13 protein-coding genes are annotated in these 15,245 nt (G+C 41.6%); 9 read left to right on the forward strand and 4 right to left on the reverse strand.

Annotated features, from left to right (window positions below; all coding sequences use genetic code 11):
- Nucleotides 1-48: 48 nt before the first annotated feature.
- The 9 genes from cysN (at nt 49) to nqrF (ending at nt 10,159) form a co-directional block, all read left to right on the forward strand.
- A complete protein-coding gene (cysN, locus tag AN944_RS13405) occupies nt 49-1,491 on the forward strand; it encodes a sulfate adenylyltransferase subunit CysN (protein ID WP_055025133.1) in 1,443 nt (480 codons plus the stop codon).
- 3 nt (nt 1,492-1,494) lie between these two features.
- Nucleotides 1,495-3,222: an SLC13 family permease gene (locus tag AN944_RS13410; RefSeq protein WP_055025134.1), complete on the forward strand. Its 1,728-nt coding sequence runs from the start codon at nt 1,495-1,497 to the stop codon at nt 3,220-3,222.
- A gap of 30 nt (nt 3,223-3,252) precedes the next feature.
- The gene (cysC, locus tag AN944_RS13415) at nt 3,253-3,870 is read left to right on the forward strand and encodes an adenylyl-sulfate kinase (protein WP_055025135.1); all 618 of its coding nucleotides are present in this window, start codon (nt 3,253-3,255) and stop codon (nt 3,868-3,870) included.
- A 422-nt stretch (nt 3,871-4,292) separates the two neighbouring features.
- Nucleotides 4,293-5,654 (forward strand): Na(+)-translocating NADH-quinone reductase subunit A, encoded by a 1,362-nt coding sequence (locus AN944_RS13420; protein WP_055025136.1) that lies wholly within the window; start codon nt 4,293-4,295, stop codon nt 5,652-5,654.
- A complete protein-coding gene (locus AN944_RS13425; RefSeq protein WP_055025137.1) occupies nt 5,654-6,871 on the forward strand; it encodes an NADH:ubiquinone reductase (Na(+)-transporting) subunit B in 1,218 nt (405 codons plus the stop codon). Before AN944_RS13420 ends, AN944_RS13425 begins: the two co-directional genes overlap by 1 nt.
- Complete coding sequence (locus tag AN944_RS13430) at nt 6,861-7,634, forward strand: Na(+)-translocating NADH-quinone reductase subunit C (protein WP_055025138.1); 774 nt, start codon at nt 6,861-6,863, stop codon at nt 7,632-7,634. The genes AN944_RS13425 and AN944_RS13430 overlap by 11 nt, the downstream gene beginning before the upstream one ends.
- Entirely contained in the window at nt 7,631-8,251 is a 621-nt protein-coding gene (locus tag AN944_RS13435; protein WP_055025139.1) for an NADH:ubiquinone reductase (Na(+)-transporting) subunit D, read from the forward strand. Before AN944_RS13430 ends, AN944_RS13435 begins: the two co-directional genes overlap by 4 nt.
- Nucleotides 8,252-8,256: 5 nt before the next feature.
- Complete coding sequence (nqrE, locus tag AN944_RS13440; RefSeq protein ID WP_055025195.1) at nt 8,257-8,865, forward strand: NADH:ubiquinone reductase (Na(+)-transporting) subunit E; 609 nt, start codon at nt 8,257-8,259, stop codon at nt 8,863-8,865.
- A 76-nt stretch (nt 8,866-8,941) separates the two neighbouring features.
- Nucleotides 8,942-10,159 carry an NADH:ubiquinone reductase (Na(+)-transporting) subunit F gene (nqrF, locus tag AN944_RS13445; protein WP_055025140.1) on the forward strand — a complete coding sequence of 406 codons (1,218 nt, stop codon included), beginning with the start codon at nt 8,942-8,944 and terminating at the stop codon, nt 10,157-10,159.
- Nucleotides 10,160-10,639: 480 nt separating this feature from the next.
- Here the strand turns inward: nqrF and AN944_RS13450 are convergent, their stop codons facing one another.
- From AN944_RS13450 to AN944_RS13465, 4 genes are all read right to left on the reverse strand, one after another.
- A complete protein-coding gene (locus tag AN944_RS13450; RefSeq protein WP_055025141.1) occupies nt 10,640-11,830 on the reverse strand; it encodes a hypothetical protein in 1,191 nt (396 codons plus the stop codon).
- A 28-nt stretch (nt 11,831-11,858) separates the two neighbouring features.
- The gene (locus tag AN944_RS13455; RefSeq protein WP_160319088.1) at nt 11,859-12,776 is read right to left on the reverse strand and encodes an FAD:protein FMN transferase; all 918 of its coding nucleotides are present in this window, start codon (nt 12,774-12,776) and stop codon (nt 11,859-11,861) included.
- A 755-nt stretch (nt 12,777-13,531) separates the two neighbouring features.
- Entirely contained in the window at nt 13,532-14,707 is a 1,176-nt protein-coding gene (locus AN944_RS13460) for a membrane dipeptidase (protein WP_055025143.1), read from the reverse strand.
- A 40-nt stretch (nt 14,708-14,747) separates the two neighbouring features.
- Entirely contained in the window at nt 14,748-15,155 is a 408-nt protein-coding gene (locus tag AN944_RS13465) for a SufE family protein (RefSeq protein WP_235530915.1), read from the reverse strand.
- Nucleotides 15,156-15,245: the final 90 nt, after the last annotated feature.

The raw sequence follows: 15,245 nt of genomic DNA on the forward strand, positions 1-15,245 counted from the left end.
ATTGAATTGATACGAATGTCATCGTAAAGAATGTAAGTGAGAAAAATTATGGATCAAGCAGTGAATAATACCACCAAAATGGCAGCTGAAATCGAGCAGCATGGTGTGAAGGAATATTTAGCGCTTCAGCAGAATAAAGGCTTATTACGCTTTTTGACTTGTGGCAGTGTGGATGACGGTAAAAGTACTTTAATTGGCCGTTTATTACACGATAGTGCGCAAATCTATGAAGATCAGTTAGCAAGTATTAAAAATGATAGCGCCAAAATGGGAACGACAGGCGATGAAATTGATCTAGCGCTATTAGTTGATGGTTTACAGGCTGAACGAGAGCAGGGTATTACGATTGATGTAGCGTATCGCTACTTCTCGAGTGAAAAACGTAAATTTATTATTTCAGATACCCCAGGCCACGAGCAGTACACCCGTAACATGGCAACAGGTGCATCAACCTGTGATTTAGCTGTAATTCTAGTGGATGCTCGTTACGGCGTGCAAACACAAACTAAACGTCATGCATTTATTGCATCGTTAGTGGGCATTAAGCATTTTGTTGTCGCTGTAAACAAGATGGATTTAATGGCATTTGATGAGTCAGTATTCAATAAAATAGAAGCCGACTTTAAAGAGTTCGTTAAAGATTTTGGTGAGCTTGACCTTCACTTTGTGCCACTGTCAGCGCTTAAAGGTGACAATGTTGTTGACCGCAGTTCGCAAACTGACTGGTATCAAGGTGGCACTTTATTAGAGCTATTAGAAACCATTGATACACAGCGTGAATTAGCCGACTTGCCAGCTCGATTCCCTGTGCAGTATGTTCAGCGCCCAAATCTAGACTTTAGAGGTTTCTCCGGTACTTTAGCTTCTGGTTCATTTAAAGTCGGTGATGAGGTCGTTGCTCTACCTTCTGGTAAGCGTAGCAAGGTTGCTCGCTTGGTCACTTTTGACGGTGATTTAGAAGAAGCGGTTGCAGGTCAAGCCATTACAATTACATTAGAAGATGAAATTGATATTTCCCGTGGCGACTTAATTGCAAAGCCCGACAGTGCACCTGCACTAGCAAACCAAATTCAGGCTGACATTGTGTGGATGGATGAAAAACCTCTACAGATTGGTGTGCAGTATGACGTTAAAGTGGCAGGTAAAAAGACTCAAGCAAGTGTTAGTTCAATCGAATATGTGGTTGATGTGAATACACTAGCAAAAAGTGATGCTGACAGTCTGCCATTGAATGCAATTGCAAGAGTCCATTTAGAGCTCACTGAATCGATTATTTTAGATCCTTATACATTAGTGCGTGACACTGGCGGCATGATCGTTATCGATCGTCTAACCAATGCAACTGTTGGGGCTGCGATGGTTGTTGCAGGTCAGCAAGGTAGTTTGCAAGCTGACTCTCAATTTACTCCATTTGAAGTTGAGTTAAATGCACTAATACGTAAGCATTACCCTCATTGGGAAGCGAAAGATATTAGTGTCTTTGGAAAATAATCAATGAGTGAAGTGTGGCAGCTGGCTATTATATTAATTGCCTTGGTTGGCGGGTTAGTCGCTGGTCTTGCGTCGCCTGCCGCACTGTTCTTTTTTGCACTGTTAACCACTTACTTATTCGGGTTGGTTGATATATCGAGTGCACTTGTTGGCTTTACCAATAACGGCTTAATTACCTTAATCTTGCTCGTGTTAGCAGCGATTGCCTTAGAGAAGACCTCTCTCTTGGCTAGGCTGAGTCAAATGATAGGCAATAGTTCACTGCCAATGACGTTAGCTAAGTTGGGTGTTTCTACTGCTTTATTATCATCATTTACAAACAATACGGCTGTTGTTGCTTCACTGATTGGTGTTGTTCGCCGCAATCAAACCCATGCGCCAGCTAAGCTTCTACTACCGCTAAATTATGCTGCGATATTAGGAGGCACGCTCACATTAATTGGCACCTCAACTAACTTAATCGTTAATTCGTTTGTTGAAAATGCCAACTTGAAACCGCTTGGTTTTTTTGAATTTACATTGGTTGGTATCGTACTGGTTGTAAGCGGCATCGTGTTGTTAATGTTAATCGCCAATACACTTCCTGATAGGCGGGTAGATACGGCAGAAGAGTCATTACCTTATTTGTTAGAAGCGCATGTCGCCGATACATCTGCCTTGGTGGGTAAAAGTGTTGTCGATAACCGTTTACGCGCGCTTAAAAAATTGTATTTAGTCGAGTTAGAGCGCAGTGGTATTCGAATCTGTCCAGTGCCACCTCAGTTAGTGCTGCAAGCTGGCGATGTACTGCGTTTTAGTGGTGCTGTTGAGTCAGTTGAACTATTGCATCAATTTGATGGTTTGGAGTGGTTCGGCAAGCAACAAGCTAAAGGTCAAAACCTTGTAGAAGCAGTGCTGTCTCCTGCGTCTAAATTAGTGGGAACTAGCTTAAAGGATGCGCGTTTTCGTGAAGAGTACGATGCGGCTGTAATGGCAATTAGGCGTGGTCACCTTCCGTTAAAAGGGGGGCTTGGCGATATTGAATTACAACCAGGTGATGTTTTATTGATTACGCCTGGCGATAGCTTTTCGACTAATCCGAGGTTAACTACGGATTTTGCTGCCATTAGCGGCCTAGATCTTAGCGTTAGGTTAGATAGCAAACGCAGTAATTTAGTTTTGTTTGGCTTTGCTATAACCATATTAGCCAGTATTGCAAATATCTTACCCTTAGCTAAAGGCTTGGTGTTGTTGCTATTAGGCTTGCTGGCGATTGGTGCTGTGAATATGACCGAAATTAAACGTCGATTTCCTATTGAGCTGGTGGTGATTGTTGGTAGTGCACTGGGTCTAGCAAATTTAATGCTTGAAACAGGGCTTGCGGATGTCATGGCGCAAGGAATGCTTGGCGTGTTGAATGGATATGGCTATTTTGCGGCTTTTGTGGGGATTTACTTTGTTACTTTGATTCTCACTGAGTTGATAACCAACAATGCTGCAGCTGCGCTGTCTTTTCCTGTTGCCTATGCCGTAGCAGTTAATTATGGACTGGATCCAAGACCTTTCATCATGGCGGTAGTTTTTGGGGCAAGTGCCAGTTTTATTTCGCCTTATAGTTATCAAACTAATCTCATGGTATTTAACGCAGGCAATTATAAGTTTAGTGATTTTGTTCGTTTAGGGTTACCGATGTCGGTGCTTTATTCTGCGGTTGTGATTTCTGTTGTACCAATCGTATTTCCTTTTAAGTAATCAGCAAATTAGGCTGAATTTGGAGTCTTTATGACAGACATAGTATGGCATCAACATGTAATTGACCAAGCCGCCAGAGGTGACCAGAAAGGTCAAAGTCCAGTGTTGCTTTGGTTTACAGGGCTTTCAGGTTCAGGTAAGTCAACGTTAGCAGGAGCACTTGAACGAGCTTTATTTGAATCAGGCTTCCATACCTATCTACTTGATGGTGACAATGTTCGTCATGGTTTGTGTAAAGATTTAGGCTTTAGCTTGGAAGATCGAGACGAAAATCTACGTCGTGTCGGTGAAGTTGCTAAGTTAATGGTTGATGCAGGTTTAGTGGTGCTATCAGCTTTTATTTCACCGACTTTGGCAGAAAGAGAACGCGTGAGAGCATTATTTCCTGAGGGGAAGTTCATTGAAATTCATGTATCAACGCCTTTGAGTGTCTGTGAAGCTCGCGATCCTAAAGGGCTTTATGCCAAAGCAAGAAGTGGAGAAATAGCGAATTTTACTGGCATATCTTCGCCTTATGAGCAGCCCCTTGCAGCTGAATTGACCATTGATACCAGTAAAGGTGATTTAACCACTCAAGTAAATACCTTGCTGGATTACTTAAGCGCCATTCAAGTGATCGATGGGAAGCAGCTTTCTGCACTAGCTTAACCATTACTCACTATTTTTGACACGGTATAAGCGCTTTGCTTGTGCCGTGCTTTTACTTTTAGACTATTTTTAGTCTTCAATGTTAACATTTGCGTTTTTCATCAAGAAGAACGTTAACATCCTCCAAGAAATTTCATTTCATTGTCATACAGATATTGTTGAGTTTACTGTGATCTAGGTCTATGTTGTTTGGTAGTATGTTGTGCTACATCAACAGCGCTTGGTGAGTTTTTGTGCTTATAGGGCCGTTTTTTAGTTTCATAATTGAAATTTTATCTCGGACTCAGTTCAAAGTTTTAGCTCAAATTCGTTTTTTGTCGTACATTTATTTCACATTATATTTAAAAGGTGTGACTTCAATAGCGGATTTAGCTCACAAATTTATTTAATATGTGGTATCTGAATTTTAAAGGTTACAAGTAATGGCTGGATCCTCAAATCAGGTTATAACAATTAAACGAGGCCTTGATGTGCCTATCGCGGGGGAACCGCAACAAGTCATCGAATCAATAAAAGCGACGTCGAGAGTAGCAATTCTTGGTGAAGAGTACGTTGGTTTAAAACCGACTATGCTGGTTGAAGAAGGGGATATGGTCAAAAAAGGCCAGGTACTTTTTGAAGACAAAAAAACACCAGGAGTAAAATTCACAGCACCAGCAAGTGGTGAAGTTATCAGCATTAATCGCGGTGAAAAACGCGTATTATTATCTGTTGTTATTCGCTGTGAAGGCGACGAGTCGGTGAGTTTTGACATTGCTGATGATGTGCTGGCTTTATCTCGGGATAAGGTAAAGAGTAATCTCGTCAATAGCGGTTTGTGGACTGCACTTCGCACCCGTCCTTTTTCACGTATTCCTGCCCTTGATGCAACTCCGAGTGCAATTTTTGTCACTGCGATGGATACCAATCCATTAGCGGCGGATCCTCGCATTGTGATTGCAGAGCATGAGGCAGCATTCAGTCAAGGCTTACAAGTACTGTCTCGGTTAACTGATGGCAAAGTCATGCTCTGTCATGATGAAGGCGCGAGTTTACCCGGCAGTGATGCTCAGCAAGTAGATTCACACCAGTTTGGTGGGGTACATCCTGCAGGTCTTGTGGGCACGCATATTCATTTTCTTCATCCTGTAAACATTGAAAATGTGGTTTGGCATATTGGTTACCAAGATGTCATTGCGTTTGGCAAACTATTTCAAACGGGTGAGTTATTCAACGAACGTGTTGTCGCGTTAGCGGGCCCCAATGTGTTAAACCCACGATTGATTCGTACCCAGCTTGGTGCCGATTTAGGTGAAATGGTAGAGAAAGAAATCAAAGATATTCAGTCTCGAGTCGTGTCGGGATCTGTGCTCTCTGGTCATACTGCTGTTGGGGTTTATAACTACTTAGGTCGTTATCACACCCAAGTTAGTGTGTTAACTGAAAATGCTCGCCATGAGCTTTTGCCGTGGGTGAGACGCAATAAAGAAAAGTTCTCCCTTACTGGCATTATGATGTCGGGTTTTAGCCGCACGAAAAAGCTGTTCGATTTCACCACTCATGCGGGGGGCTCACCACGGGCAATGATGGCGTTTGGCCAATTAGCACGTGTGATGCCTTTGGATATTTTACCTACCTTACTCGTCAGAGATTTAGTGGTTCGTGATACTGATGAAGCTCAGCTATTAGGCGCATTAGAATTAGACGAAGAAGACTTAGCGTTATGCACTTTTGTTTGTCCCGGAAAGTATGACTTCGGTAAAGAGTTACGTGCTTGCTTGGATATTATCGAGAGGGAAGGTTAATGGGTCAGCAACAAAATAAACCGGGTAAGCAAGAGCAGTATTACGCTCACGGGCACTCGATGAAAAGCTATTTGCGCTCTTTATGGATTGCACGTGGCCGAAGTACCAAGGGTAAAGTACATGTACGTGATGCTATTGACGTCAAACGTACTATGCACATTGTGGGTATGTGTTTACTGCCTGTGCTGCTTTTTGGCATGTACAACTTAGGGCTTCAAGCTCAAATTGCCATAGCAGCAGGTGCTACTCAACCTGATAGTTGGCAATTAGTTATTTTTAATGCGGTTTTTGGACCACTGACAAGTGAATCAGGCTTACTGAGTTTGTTTGCTTATGGTGCCAGCTACTATGTACCAATTTATCTCGCCACATTAATCGTTTGCTTATTTTGGGAAGTGATTTTTGCCAAAATGCGTAAGCAAGAACTCCACGAAGGCTTTTTCATTACAGCCTTGTTGTTCTCGATTATTGTGCCAGTCTCAACACCGTTGTGGATTATTGCTATTGGCGTGTGTTTTGGGGTGATTGTCGCGAAAGAGATGTTTGGCGGCATGGGGTATAACTTCTTAAATCCTGCCTTAGCGGGTTACGCCTTTATTTATTTTGCATATCCGACAGAAGTGGCTGCAATTAGTCAGTTTGTTGCGGTAGACGGCTTCGCTGGCGCTACCACATTAACCGAAGCTGCAGCGAGTCGCGCTAACCTTTACGCTGATGTCAGTTGGTTAGGTGCGCTGTCAGATCCTAAATGGATGGATGCCTTTTTAGGCTTTACTCCTGGTTCGATTGGGGAAACAAGCACCTTAGCCATTTTGATTGGTGGTGGCGTGTTGTTACTGACTCGTGTTGCTGATTGGCGAGTGGTCGCTGGTGTGTTGTTAGGTATGATTGTCACGGCGATTTTATTCAATCTTGTTGGCCCTAGCAAAAACTCTATCGCTGCAATGCCGTGGACATGGCACCTTGTGACAGGTGGCTTTGCCTTAGGCATGATGTTTATGGCAACGGATCCTGTGACCGCTTCATACACGCGCAATGCCAAATATGCCTACGGAGCATTAATTGGTTTTATGACTGTGCTGATACGAGTACTAAACGTAAAACTTCCTGAAGGCATTATGTTAGCGATTTTGTTTGCGAATTTATGGGCACCGCTATTCGATTATCTGGTGGCTCAAGCCAACATTAAACGGAGACTAAAACGTCATGGCCTTTAAGAAAGATACTGTCGCAGGCACGATGATATTTATCATCAGCTTGAGTTTAGTGTGTTCGTTTATGATTACCGGAACCGCTGAAATTCTCAAAGAACGTAAGTTGGCCAAAAAACGAGATGAAATACAGCAATTTGTGTTGCGCGCAGCCAATGTTGATATCAGTAATGGCGATTTTCGCGAACTCTTTGCCGAACGAGTGACACCTAAGATGGTGAATCTGGATTCTGGTGAATATGTCGCACAAGAAAACCTACTTGATTTCGATGACCGCATGGCGGCAATCAATCCTGATAGTTCATCTAAGCCTAAAAAAGATACCGCCAAGATTAAGACTCGTGCGGATAACATCCGAATTTTTGAAGTTCGAGATGAATCAGGCAGCTTATCGAGCGTCGTTATGCCTATATATGGCAAAGGTTTATGGTCGATGATTTATGGCTATTTAGCCGTCAAGCCTGATTTGAATACGGTTGAAAATATCATTTTCTACGAACATGGTGAAACACCTGGTATTGCTGACTTTGTTACCGATCCACAATGGACTGACTTATGGAAAGGCAAACAGCTATTTGATAAACAAGGCAAGATTGCTATTAAAGTCGTCAAAGGTGGCGCTAAAGAAGGTGACATTCATGGGGTTGATGGCGTGAGTGGAGCGACTCGAACTGGTGTCGGTATACAGCGCGCGGTTGAGTTTTGGTTTGGAGTAGAAGGTTTTCAAACCTTTCTTAAGCAGTTTGCTCAAGCGGAGGCTAAGTCATGAGTAGTGCTATTTCTACTAAGCAGATTTTAACATCGCCTATTTTTGCTAATAACCCTGTTGCGATGCAAGTATTGGGTGTCTGTTCTGCTCTAGCTGTCAGTAACTCTATGCAAACGGCATTAGTGATGACGCTTGCGGTGACATTTGTACTGGTGTCATCTAACTTAATCATTTCGACCATTCGCAACTTTATCCCAAACAGTGTGCGGATCATTGCGCAGATGACTGTGATTGCTTCTTTGGTCATCATTGTCGACATGGTACTTCAAGATGTGGCATACGAGTTGTCTAAGCAGTTATCTGTTTTTGTCAGCTTGATTATCACTAACTGTATCATCATGGGACGTGCTGAAGCATTTGCGATGAAGTACCCACCGCATCTCGCCTTGGTTGATGCCCTCGGTAATGCTATGGGATATGGCGTTATCTTACTGGGTGTCGCATTTGTTCGTGAACTGTTGGGGCGTGGGACCTTATTTGGTCATGAAATATTTACCACCATTGAAAACGGTGGTTGGTATTTGGCAAATGAAATGTTCACCTTACCGCCTAGCGCATTCTTTTTGATCGGCGTGATGATTTGGGCCATCAATGTTGTGCAGCGTAAGAGAGGGTAATGGCAATGGAACATTATATTAATTTATTTATTCAAGCTGCGTTTATCGACAATATGGCGCTGTCTTTTTTCTTAGGTATGTGTACGTTTCTTGCTGTATCTAAGAAAGTGTCGACTTCTTTCGGTTTAGGGATTGCCGTTATCGTGGTGATGATGCTGGCTGTGCCGTTAAACCAGGTCATATACGTTAACGTACTTGCGCCAGGTGCATTAGCTTGGGCTGGCTTTCCTGAGTTAAACCTTAGTTACTTACAGTTGATTACCTTTATTGGGGTTATTGCAGCGTTAGTACAAATTTTGGAAATGTTTTTAGAGCGCTATATTCCAACCTTGTACCAGTCTCTGGGGATTTTCTTACCACTTTTAACAGTAAACTGTGCCATTTTTGCTGGGGTAATTTTTATGGCGAACCGCGATTACAACTTAGTTGAATCTATGGTGTTTGCTGGTGGTAGTGCTGTGGGCTGGGCAATGGCGATTATCTTGTTAGCGGGCTTACGTGAGCGGATGAAATTCCATGCGATTCCACTTGGCTTACAAGGTATCGGTATTACCTTTATTACCACTGGATTAATGGCGCTAGGGTTTATGTCATTTGCTGGTATCACGCTGTAATGCTGGCAAAAAAGATAGTGACAAAAGTGAACTCGAATTCTCTGAGTAATGACACATTGTTGAGAAGGTACATTTAATGGAAATGGCAATCGGCATAGGCATGTTTACCATCGTGGTAAGTTTGCTGGTAATGGTAATTTTATTCGCCAAAAGTAAGTTAGTTAACACTGGCGATGTCACCATTGGGATTAATGGTGAGGCTGATAAGAGTGTTCGCACTCCAGCTGGTGACAAATTGTTAGGCGCCCTTGCTGGACAGAATATTTTTATTCCGTCTGCATGCGGCGGTGGTGGCACATGTGGCCAATGTCGTGTGACAGTTAAGTCTGGTGGCGGAGATATTCTGGCTACTGAACTTGACCACATAACGAAAAAAGAAGCTAAAGAAGGTTGTCGTTTAGCTTGTCAGGTTGCTGTGCGAACTGACATGGAACTAGAAGTAGACGAAGAGATATTTGGTGTTAAAAAGTGGCAATGTGAAGTCGTCTCAAACAATAACCAAGCCACCTTTATTAAAGAGTTACTGCTAAAGGTACCTGAAGGTGAAGAGGTTCACTTTAAAGCTGGAGGCTACATTCAAATTGAAGCACCAGCTCACGAAGTGAAATATGCTGATTTCGATATACCTGAGCAATATCGAGATGACTGGGAGCGTTTTGATCTATTTAGCTTAGTATCAAAAGTCGATGAAGATGTTTTACGTGCGTATTCAATGGCCAACTACCCTGATGAAAAGGGAACCATTATGTTGAACGTACGTATTGCTACTCCGCCAACAAATGATTTACCACCAGGACAAATGTCTTCGTACATTTTTAATCTGAAAGCGGGTGATAAAGTCACGATTTCAGGACCATTTGGTGAGTTCTTTGTTAAAGAGACCGATGCTGAAATGGTGTTTATTGGTGGTGGTGCAGGTATGGCACCCATGCGTTCACATATCTTTGATCAGCTCAAAAGTAAGCAGACCAAACGTAAGATGTCATTCTGGTATGGTGCACGTTCTGCGAGAGAAATTTTCTATCAAGATGATTTTGATACATTAGCAGCTGAAAATGAAAACTTTGAATGGCATGTCGCACTGTCAGATCCTTTACCGGAAGATAATTGGCAAGGTTACACAGGCTTTATTCATACGGTGCTGCTTGAGAATTACCTTAAAGACCACAAAGCCCCAGAAGATTGTGAATTCTATATGTGTGGCCCTCCAATCATGAACTCTTCTGTCATTAACATGCTAGAAAGTTTAGGTGTTGAAGAAGAAAATATTCTACTTGATGACTTTGGTGATTAACCATTAAGTTACAAAGTAAAATCAAAAGCTGAAACTGAGGTTTCAGCTTTTTTATGTCTCATACTTGGCTGAAGTGATAATTATGTCTAATGGGTAACATCGGATTTGCTTAAGCTTCTTATTTAAGCCTTTCACTTAAGCCTTTCACTTAAGCCTTCCATTTAAGTTCTTCAATACAGCTTTTCAATATAGCTCCTCGATATAGCGTTTCGGTTGAGTCTCTTGAATGAGTCTCTTGCGTGAGTTTCTGGCATAGATCTGTTGATTCAATTGTCGGTTTGAAAGCCACTACAAAATGGCTTTTAACAACATGCTATTTAATAGCGTATCAGGGAGTAAATTAACGACGTTGTGAAGAGGCTACAAAGCGTGGTTGGTAAAAGCTCAGCACATACTTGTACACATAAAAAAGCGCTTCTGAGGGAGTGGCAGAAGCGCTTACAGTAACGAAATATATTGTAATCGTATTACTTTGGGTTATTAACCTAGTGGAATAATGCCATCAACTTTAATAACCAGTGAACATGCACCTACTTTTGTCCAATCAACATCTGATGGAGTAAAGTCTTCGCCAGCACCTAGACCAGGAACTTCAGTGACCCAATCAAAGCCTTTAAGTGCAGTACGCTCGTAATCAATCGTACCTAAGATACGTGCACCCATGTTACGCTCAAATTTGGCTGAAAGCATCGGAGAGTATTCATAGTAAGCTAAACGAGTTTCACCTTCAGTGACAGCGTTATAACAAGTATTGTTTTTACCGATACTCATTGAAACATAATAGTTTCCGTCGTCTTCAAGCTTCATACCGTAGCCGAAAATCGCCACGTTTGGTGTTTCTACCATTTCAGCTGTTTCATCATCAGTAAACTTGTTTACTGTAGTGACTAATTTAGCGCCCATTTGATTCTTGATTGCGCTTAATTGGTACTCTTTACCATCGTTCGGGAACATGTCTGCCATGTATTCACGGTTTTGAAGGCCACAAGCTGTTTTCAGTGTTTTAGCGCCGCTACCATCTGACACTTCTTTCCACTCGTAGTTGTAAATGCTGCCATTTAAGCGTTGAGCTAGGTAATCGGCATTTAAGAATGAGCCAGTGCCGTAGTAGAACGAACCTGATGCACCTGTTTTACCATCGACTAATGTGTCATCTGGCTCAGGTTGTGGGAACGTTGGATCTTGTGGATCGCCTGGATCTACCGGCGGCGTTTCATCATGTGGATTATCATGACAGTTACTACAAGTACCGTAATCGCCATGTGGAACATTAGCAGGGTCGCTACCTTCATAGTTATGGCAGCTCATACAGTCATCAGATGCCATTGCAGAAGCGAATGCCGCTACAAGTGGCTCTTCATCTGCAGGTGCATTTGGGTCGATATAATCAAAGTTAACGCCTTCTTCAGCACATTGGTGTGCAAAAGTAGAAATATAACCAACGGCCTTAGTTTGTAATTCATCCGCTTTAGTCACTAAGTTAGCATTGTCTTCTACTAAAGAATCATTTGCTGCTGTTAGTTCTGTATTTTTAGTATTTAGCTCAGCGTTTTGAGCTTCTAATTGCTCAATTTGGTTTTCAAGACCTGACGTATCAGTGTCATCATCACTACACGCAGTTAGGCCAAGCATAGCGATACAAAGAACGCTTAATTTAAAAGTTTTTTTCATCGTTTTTCCCCTATTAATAGTTTGATAACTATTCTTTTATATATTTTTTAAAGCTCTCAGAATGGTGAGTAATCAACTTGCCAAACTTATCCTCAATGATCATGATTGGGATTTGGTGTTCATTGGCGATAGCCAATGATTCTTCGACAGAGAGCACCATAAATGCTGTTGCTAATGCATCTGCTGTCATCGAATATTTTTCAATTACTGTGGCTGAAACCACAGTGTGAGCAACGGGTCTACCTGAGCGTGGATCAATTAAATGAGAGAAGTGGTGGCCGTTTTGCTCGAAGTACTTACGGTAATCCCCCGAGGTGGCGACGGCTGCATTTCCTGGATTAATAATTTCCATTTGCCCCGTTGAGTAAGCAAAAGGTTTATCGATTCCGACTTTCCATGCTTGTTGCTCAGCGTTAAGTCCTTTTATTCGTAATTCACCACCGATATCGACAAGGTAATTGTGAATACCATTCAGCTCCATTACATCGGCAACGACATCGACTCCAAAGCCTTTGGCAATTGAAGACAGATCAATCTCTAAGCCATCAATTGTTTTTGTCAGTTGATTGTTTTCGATTTTAATATGTTGGATCCCAACGTATTGCTTGGCATTGTCGATGGCTTTTTGAGTCGGGACTTCGGTTGCTTTACCGTCTGGCCCAAACCCCCATAAATTAACTAATGGCGCAACAGTTACGTCCAATGTATGGTTTGTTAATTCAGCAATGCGCAGTGCCTCTGTCATGACGTATTTCATGTCTCGACTGATAGTGATAGGCGTATTTTTAGGTGTTTGGTTAATTTGGCTGATTTCTGAATCTTCACGCCAAGTAGACATTGACTGATTGACGCTTTCGAGACGAGTTTCTATTTGTGCTCGAATGTTTGCCATATGAGCTGGTGTGATTTTTTCTGCTGTCCAAGAGACCTTATATTTATTGCCCATGGTTTTCCCATGAACAGTTCTCATCTCTTGAGCATTAACTTGTGTGATTAAAATGCTATATAAAAATAGCCCAAAGATTGTTTTTAAAGTACTTGAATTCATATTCATAACAAGTTTTTTGTAAATAATAACTTTTGTTTTATTAGAATATGAGACAGTCATTTTTATGTAAATTTATACACAGAAAATCCTTTTTTTGATGTTTAAATTTGCGCTTTGCATCATTCTGTTATGTGGTTTTTTGATCTAGGTCTATGTTTTATAGTGTTAAATTAGTAAAGGGTGCTATATGCCTTACTATGTTCGTTTTTATATCGTTTAGGTATAAAAAATCAAAGCAAACAATATTTAATCTATTAAAAACTGCTATTAATGTGATGTAAGTATAAATTTTATTGTTATTATTTAAATCAATGAAAAATGTTGCAATATAAAATGAATTTCAAAAAATGAAATGATTGTTTTTGATATTTAGAATTATTAATAATTAATACAGAGGCATTTGAAAGTAGATTCTTTTTGAAAGGAAAAAATATAGATGACTGTTTCAACTCGCGTTTTATTAACGTTGAGGGTTGCTATTTTAACGTTATTCTAAAGGGGGATTCTTGGAATAAAGAAATTTGCTTATTTAGCCTATTAGTCATTTAGTCAGAAAATAAATAGCCTATTAGGCAAAATGGGGGGAGATGATGCTGGGGACTAACCCAGCATTAGGCATGTATTAGCGCATTTTTGAACATTGATTAAGGGGGTTAGATCAACACCTGATTAAGCACGCGTTGCCAGTTGCCTCCTAAAAAGCGGTCACGATCGCTAGATTTATAGCGAGCTTTAGCTAAGGCATCATCAATTCGACTCATTCTGTCTATATGGTTCAGTTCCGGTATCACGACGTGCTGAGGCAGGTTCTCAAAACCCAAGACATTTTTTGCTGCTAAACTTTGCCACCATTCGTGGTATTGCTTTACACCTTCTTCGTTATTGTTATCTAACGCTAACAGGTTTTCTTGACCTCGCAGCGGATAATCATTGGCAATCGCAACAGCGTTCACCCCGCCGATTCTGGCAACTCTATCTAATTGACGTACATAATCATCAATTGTGGGCACAGGATCGTTGGTTAGCCAAAAGCTCATCATAAATACCCCAAATACGCCGCCAGTATCTGCAATGGCTCTGATAACCTCATCAGGTGAACAGCGGGCATTATTTACAATAGAGCGCACTGCGCCGTGACTTTGTACTATGGGCATTTGGCTCGCTTTGGCTGTATCTAACGCGGTTTGCGGACTGGAATGACTAACATCAATAAGAATATTACGCTGGTTGAGTGCACTAATGAGCTGTTTACCGTCATCAGTTAGCGGTTTGTTTAACCCTTGGTTGCCGTCATTATCTAATGCGCCCCCCGCAAAACGATTTCCGTAATGGTGGGTTAATTGTAATACCCGTAATCCGTGCTGATGAAACTCATTCAAGCGCTGCCACTGCTGACCTTCACCTGAAAAGTTATCATCTTCAACACAATCGGCACCTTGTATTTGAAAGTAAACCGCAGTGCGTTTTTCAGCCCTGGCGCTAGCAATATCACGCCCACTGAGACCCTGTAATAAAATATCTGGATTGTCTATTACCCGTTGCTGAGCTTCTTTAATGCTGGCAATGCAGGCTTTATAACTGCGTTTATAGTTTGTGGTGCCATCGGGCTGAGTAATCGCTTCAATATCAGAAATATCACAAATGTACGCATCTAGTTTTGATGCGCGCACATCATCAAGGTTATCAGGAAGAAAACTAAGTCCATCGATATAAAGGCGCTTATTTGATTGCGCAAGTACAGAAGAGCTGTAAAGCGGGCAGAGAAGACTGGCGGCGGCAATGCCCTTGAGAAGTTGTCGTCGGCTTTGGTTACAAGCGCTTGTTGTCATGTGGTTTCCTTTTTAGACGCTTGTAATCATGTGAAGCTGATTATGTTGCGGCAAATTGCTTTATAGCATTGGCTAAGGCGGTTACGCCATTGGTACGCGACGGGCTTAATTGGCCACTTAGCCCTAAATGTGAAAAATAACGCTCTAAATCAAATGAAGTAATTTCAGCAGAGGTCTTTCCGTGAGTCGCATCGAGCAGTATAGCAATAAGACCCTTAACTATACGTGAATCGCTGTCAGCACAAAAAAAGTGTTTATCTGCATCTTGATAGTGATATAGCCAAGCTTGGCTTTCACATCCTTTCACTTGAGAGGCTTCTACTTTAAACGTTTCATTTAATGGAGCAAGTACCTTACCTACCAGCATAATTTGGCGATATTTATCTTGCCAGTTTGTTGCCTGTTGTATGGCGAGAACAGCCTGAGAAACCTTGTCATCTAATGGTATAAAACAGCTTTTATCTGGCGTATCAACGAGTATGTTTTCTGATGCTGCGTGATTCAAAATAGGCCTCAATGGGAATGACTAAATACTATT

Origin of the sequence: Shewanella sp. P1-14-1, from assembly GCF_001401775.1 — a bacterium.
Taxonomy (GTDB): Bacteria; Pseudomonadota; Gammaproteobacteria; order Enterobacterales; family Shewanellaceae; genus Shewanella; species Shewanella japonica.

Excerpts from the sequence above, each read along its gene's own strand:
- cysN (WP_055025133.1), top strand. The coding sequence starts at position 49 with ATGGATCAAGCAGTGAATAATACCACCAAAATGGCAGCTGAAATCGAG.
- AN944_RS13410 (WP_055025134.1), top strand. The coding sequence starts at position 1,495 with ATGAGTGAAGTGTGGCAGCTGGCTATTATATTAATTGCCTTGGTTGGC.
- cysC (WP_055025135.1), top strand. The coding sequence starts at position 3,253 with ATGACAGACATAGTATGGCATCAACATGTAATTGACCAAGCCGCCAGA.
- AN944_RS13420 (WP_055025136.1), top strand. The coding sequence starts at position 4,293 with ATGGCTGGATCCTCAAATCAGGTTATAACAATTAAACGAGGCCTTGAT.
- AN944_RS13425 (WP_055025137.1), top strand. The coding sequence starts at position 5,654 with ATGGGTCAGCAACAAAATAAACCGGGTAAGCAAGAGCAGTATTACGCT.
- AN944_RS13430 (WP_055025138.1), top strand. The coding sequence starts at position 6,861 with ATGGCCTTTAAGAAAGATACTGTCGCAGGCACGATGATATTTATCATC.
- AN944_RS13435 (WP_055025139.1), top strand. The coding sequence starts at position 7,631 with ATGAGTAGTGCTATTTCTACTAAGCAGATTTTAACATCGCCTATTTTT.
- nqrE (WP_055025195.1), top strand. The coding sequence starts at position 8,257 with ATGGAACATTATATTAATTTATTTATTCAAGCTGCGTTTATCGACAAT.
- nqrF (WP_055025140.1), top strand. The coding sequence starts at position 8,942 with ATGGAAATGGCAATCGGCATAGGCATGTTTACCATCGTGGTAAGTTTG.
- AN944_RS13450 (WP_055025141.1), bottom strand. The coding sequence starts at position 11,830 with ATGAAAAAAACTTTTAAATTAAGCGTTCTTTGTATCGCTATGCTTGGC.
- AN944_RS13455 (WP_160319088.1), bottom strand. The coding sequence starts at position 12,776 with ATGGGCAATAAATATAAGGTCTCTTGGACAGCAGAAAAAATCACACCA.
- AN944_RS13460 (WP_055025143.1), bottom strand. The coding sequence starts at position 14,707 with ATGACAACAAGCGCTTGTAACCAAAGCCGACGACAACTTCTCAAGGGC.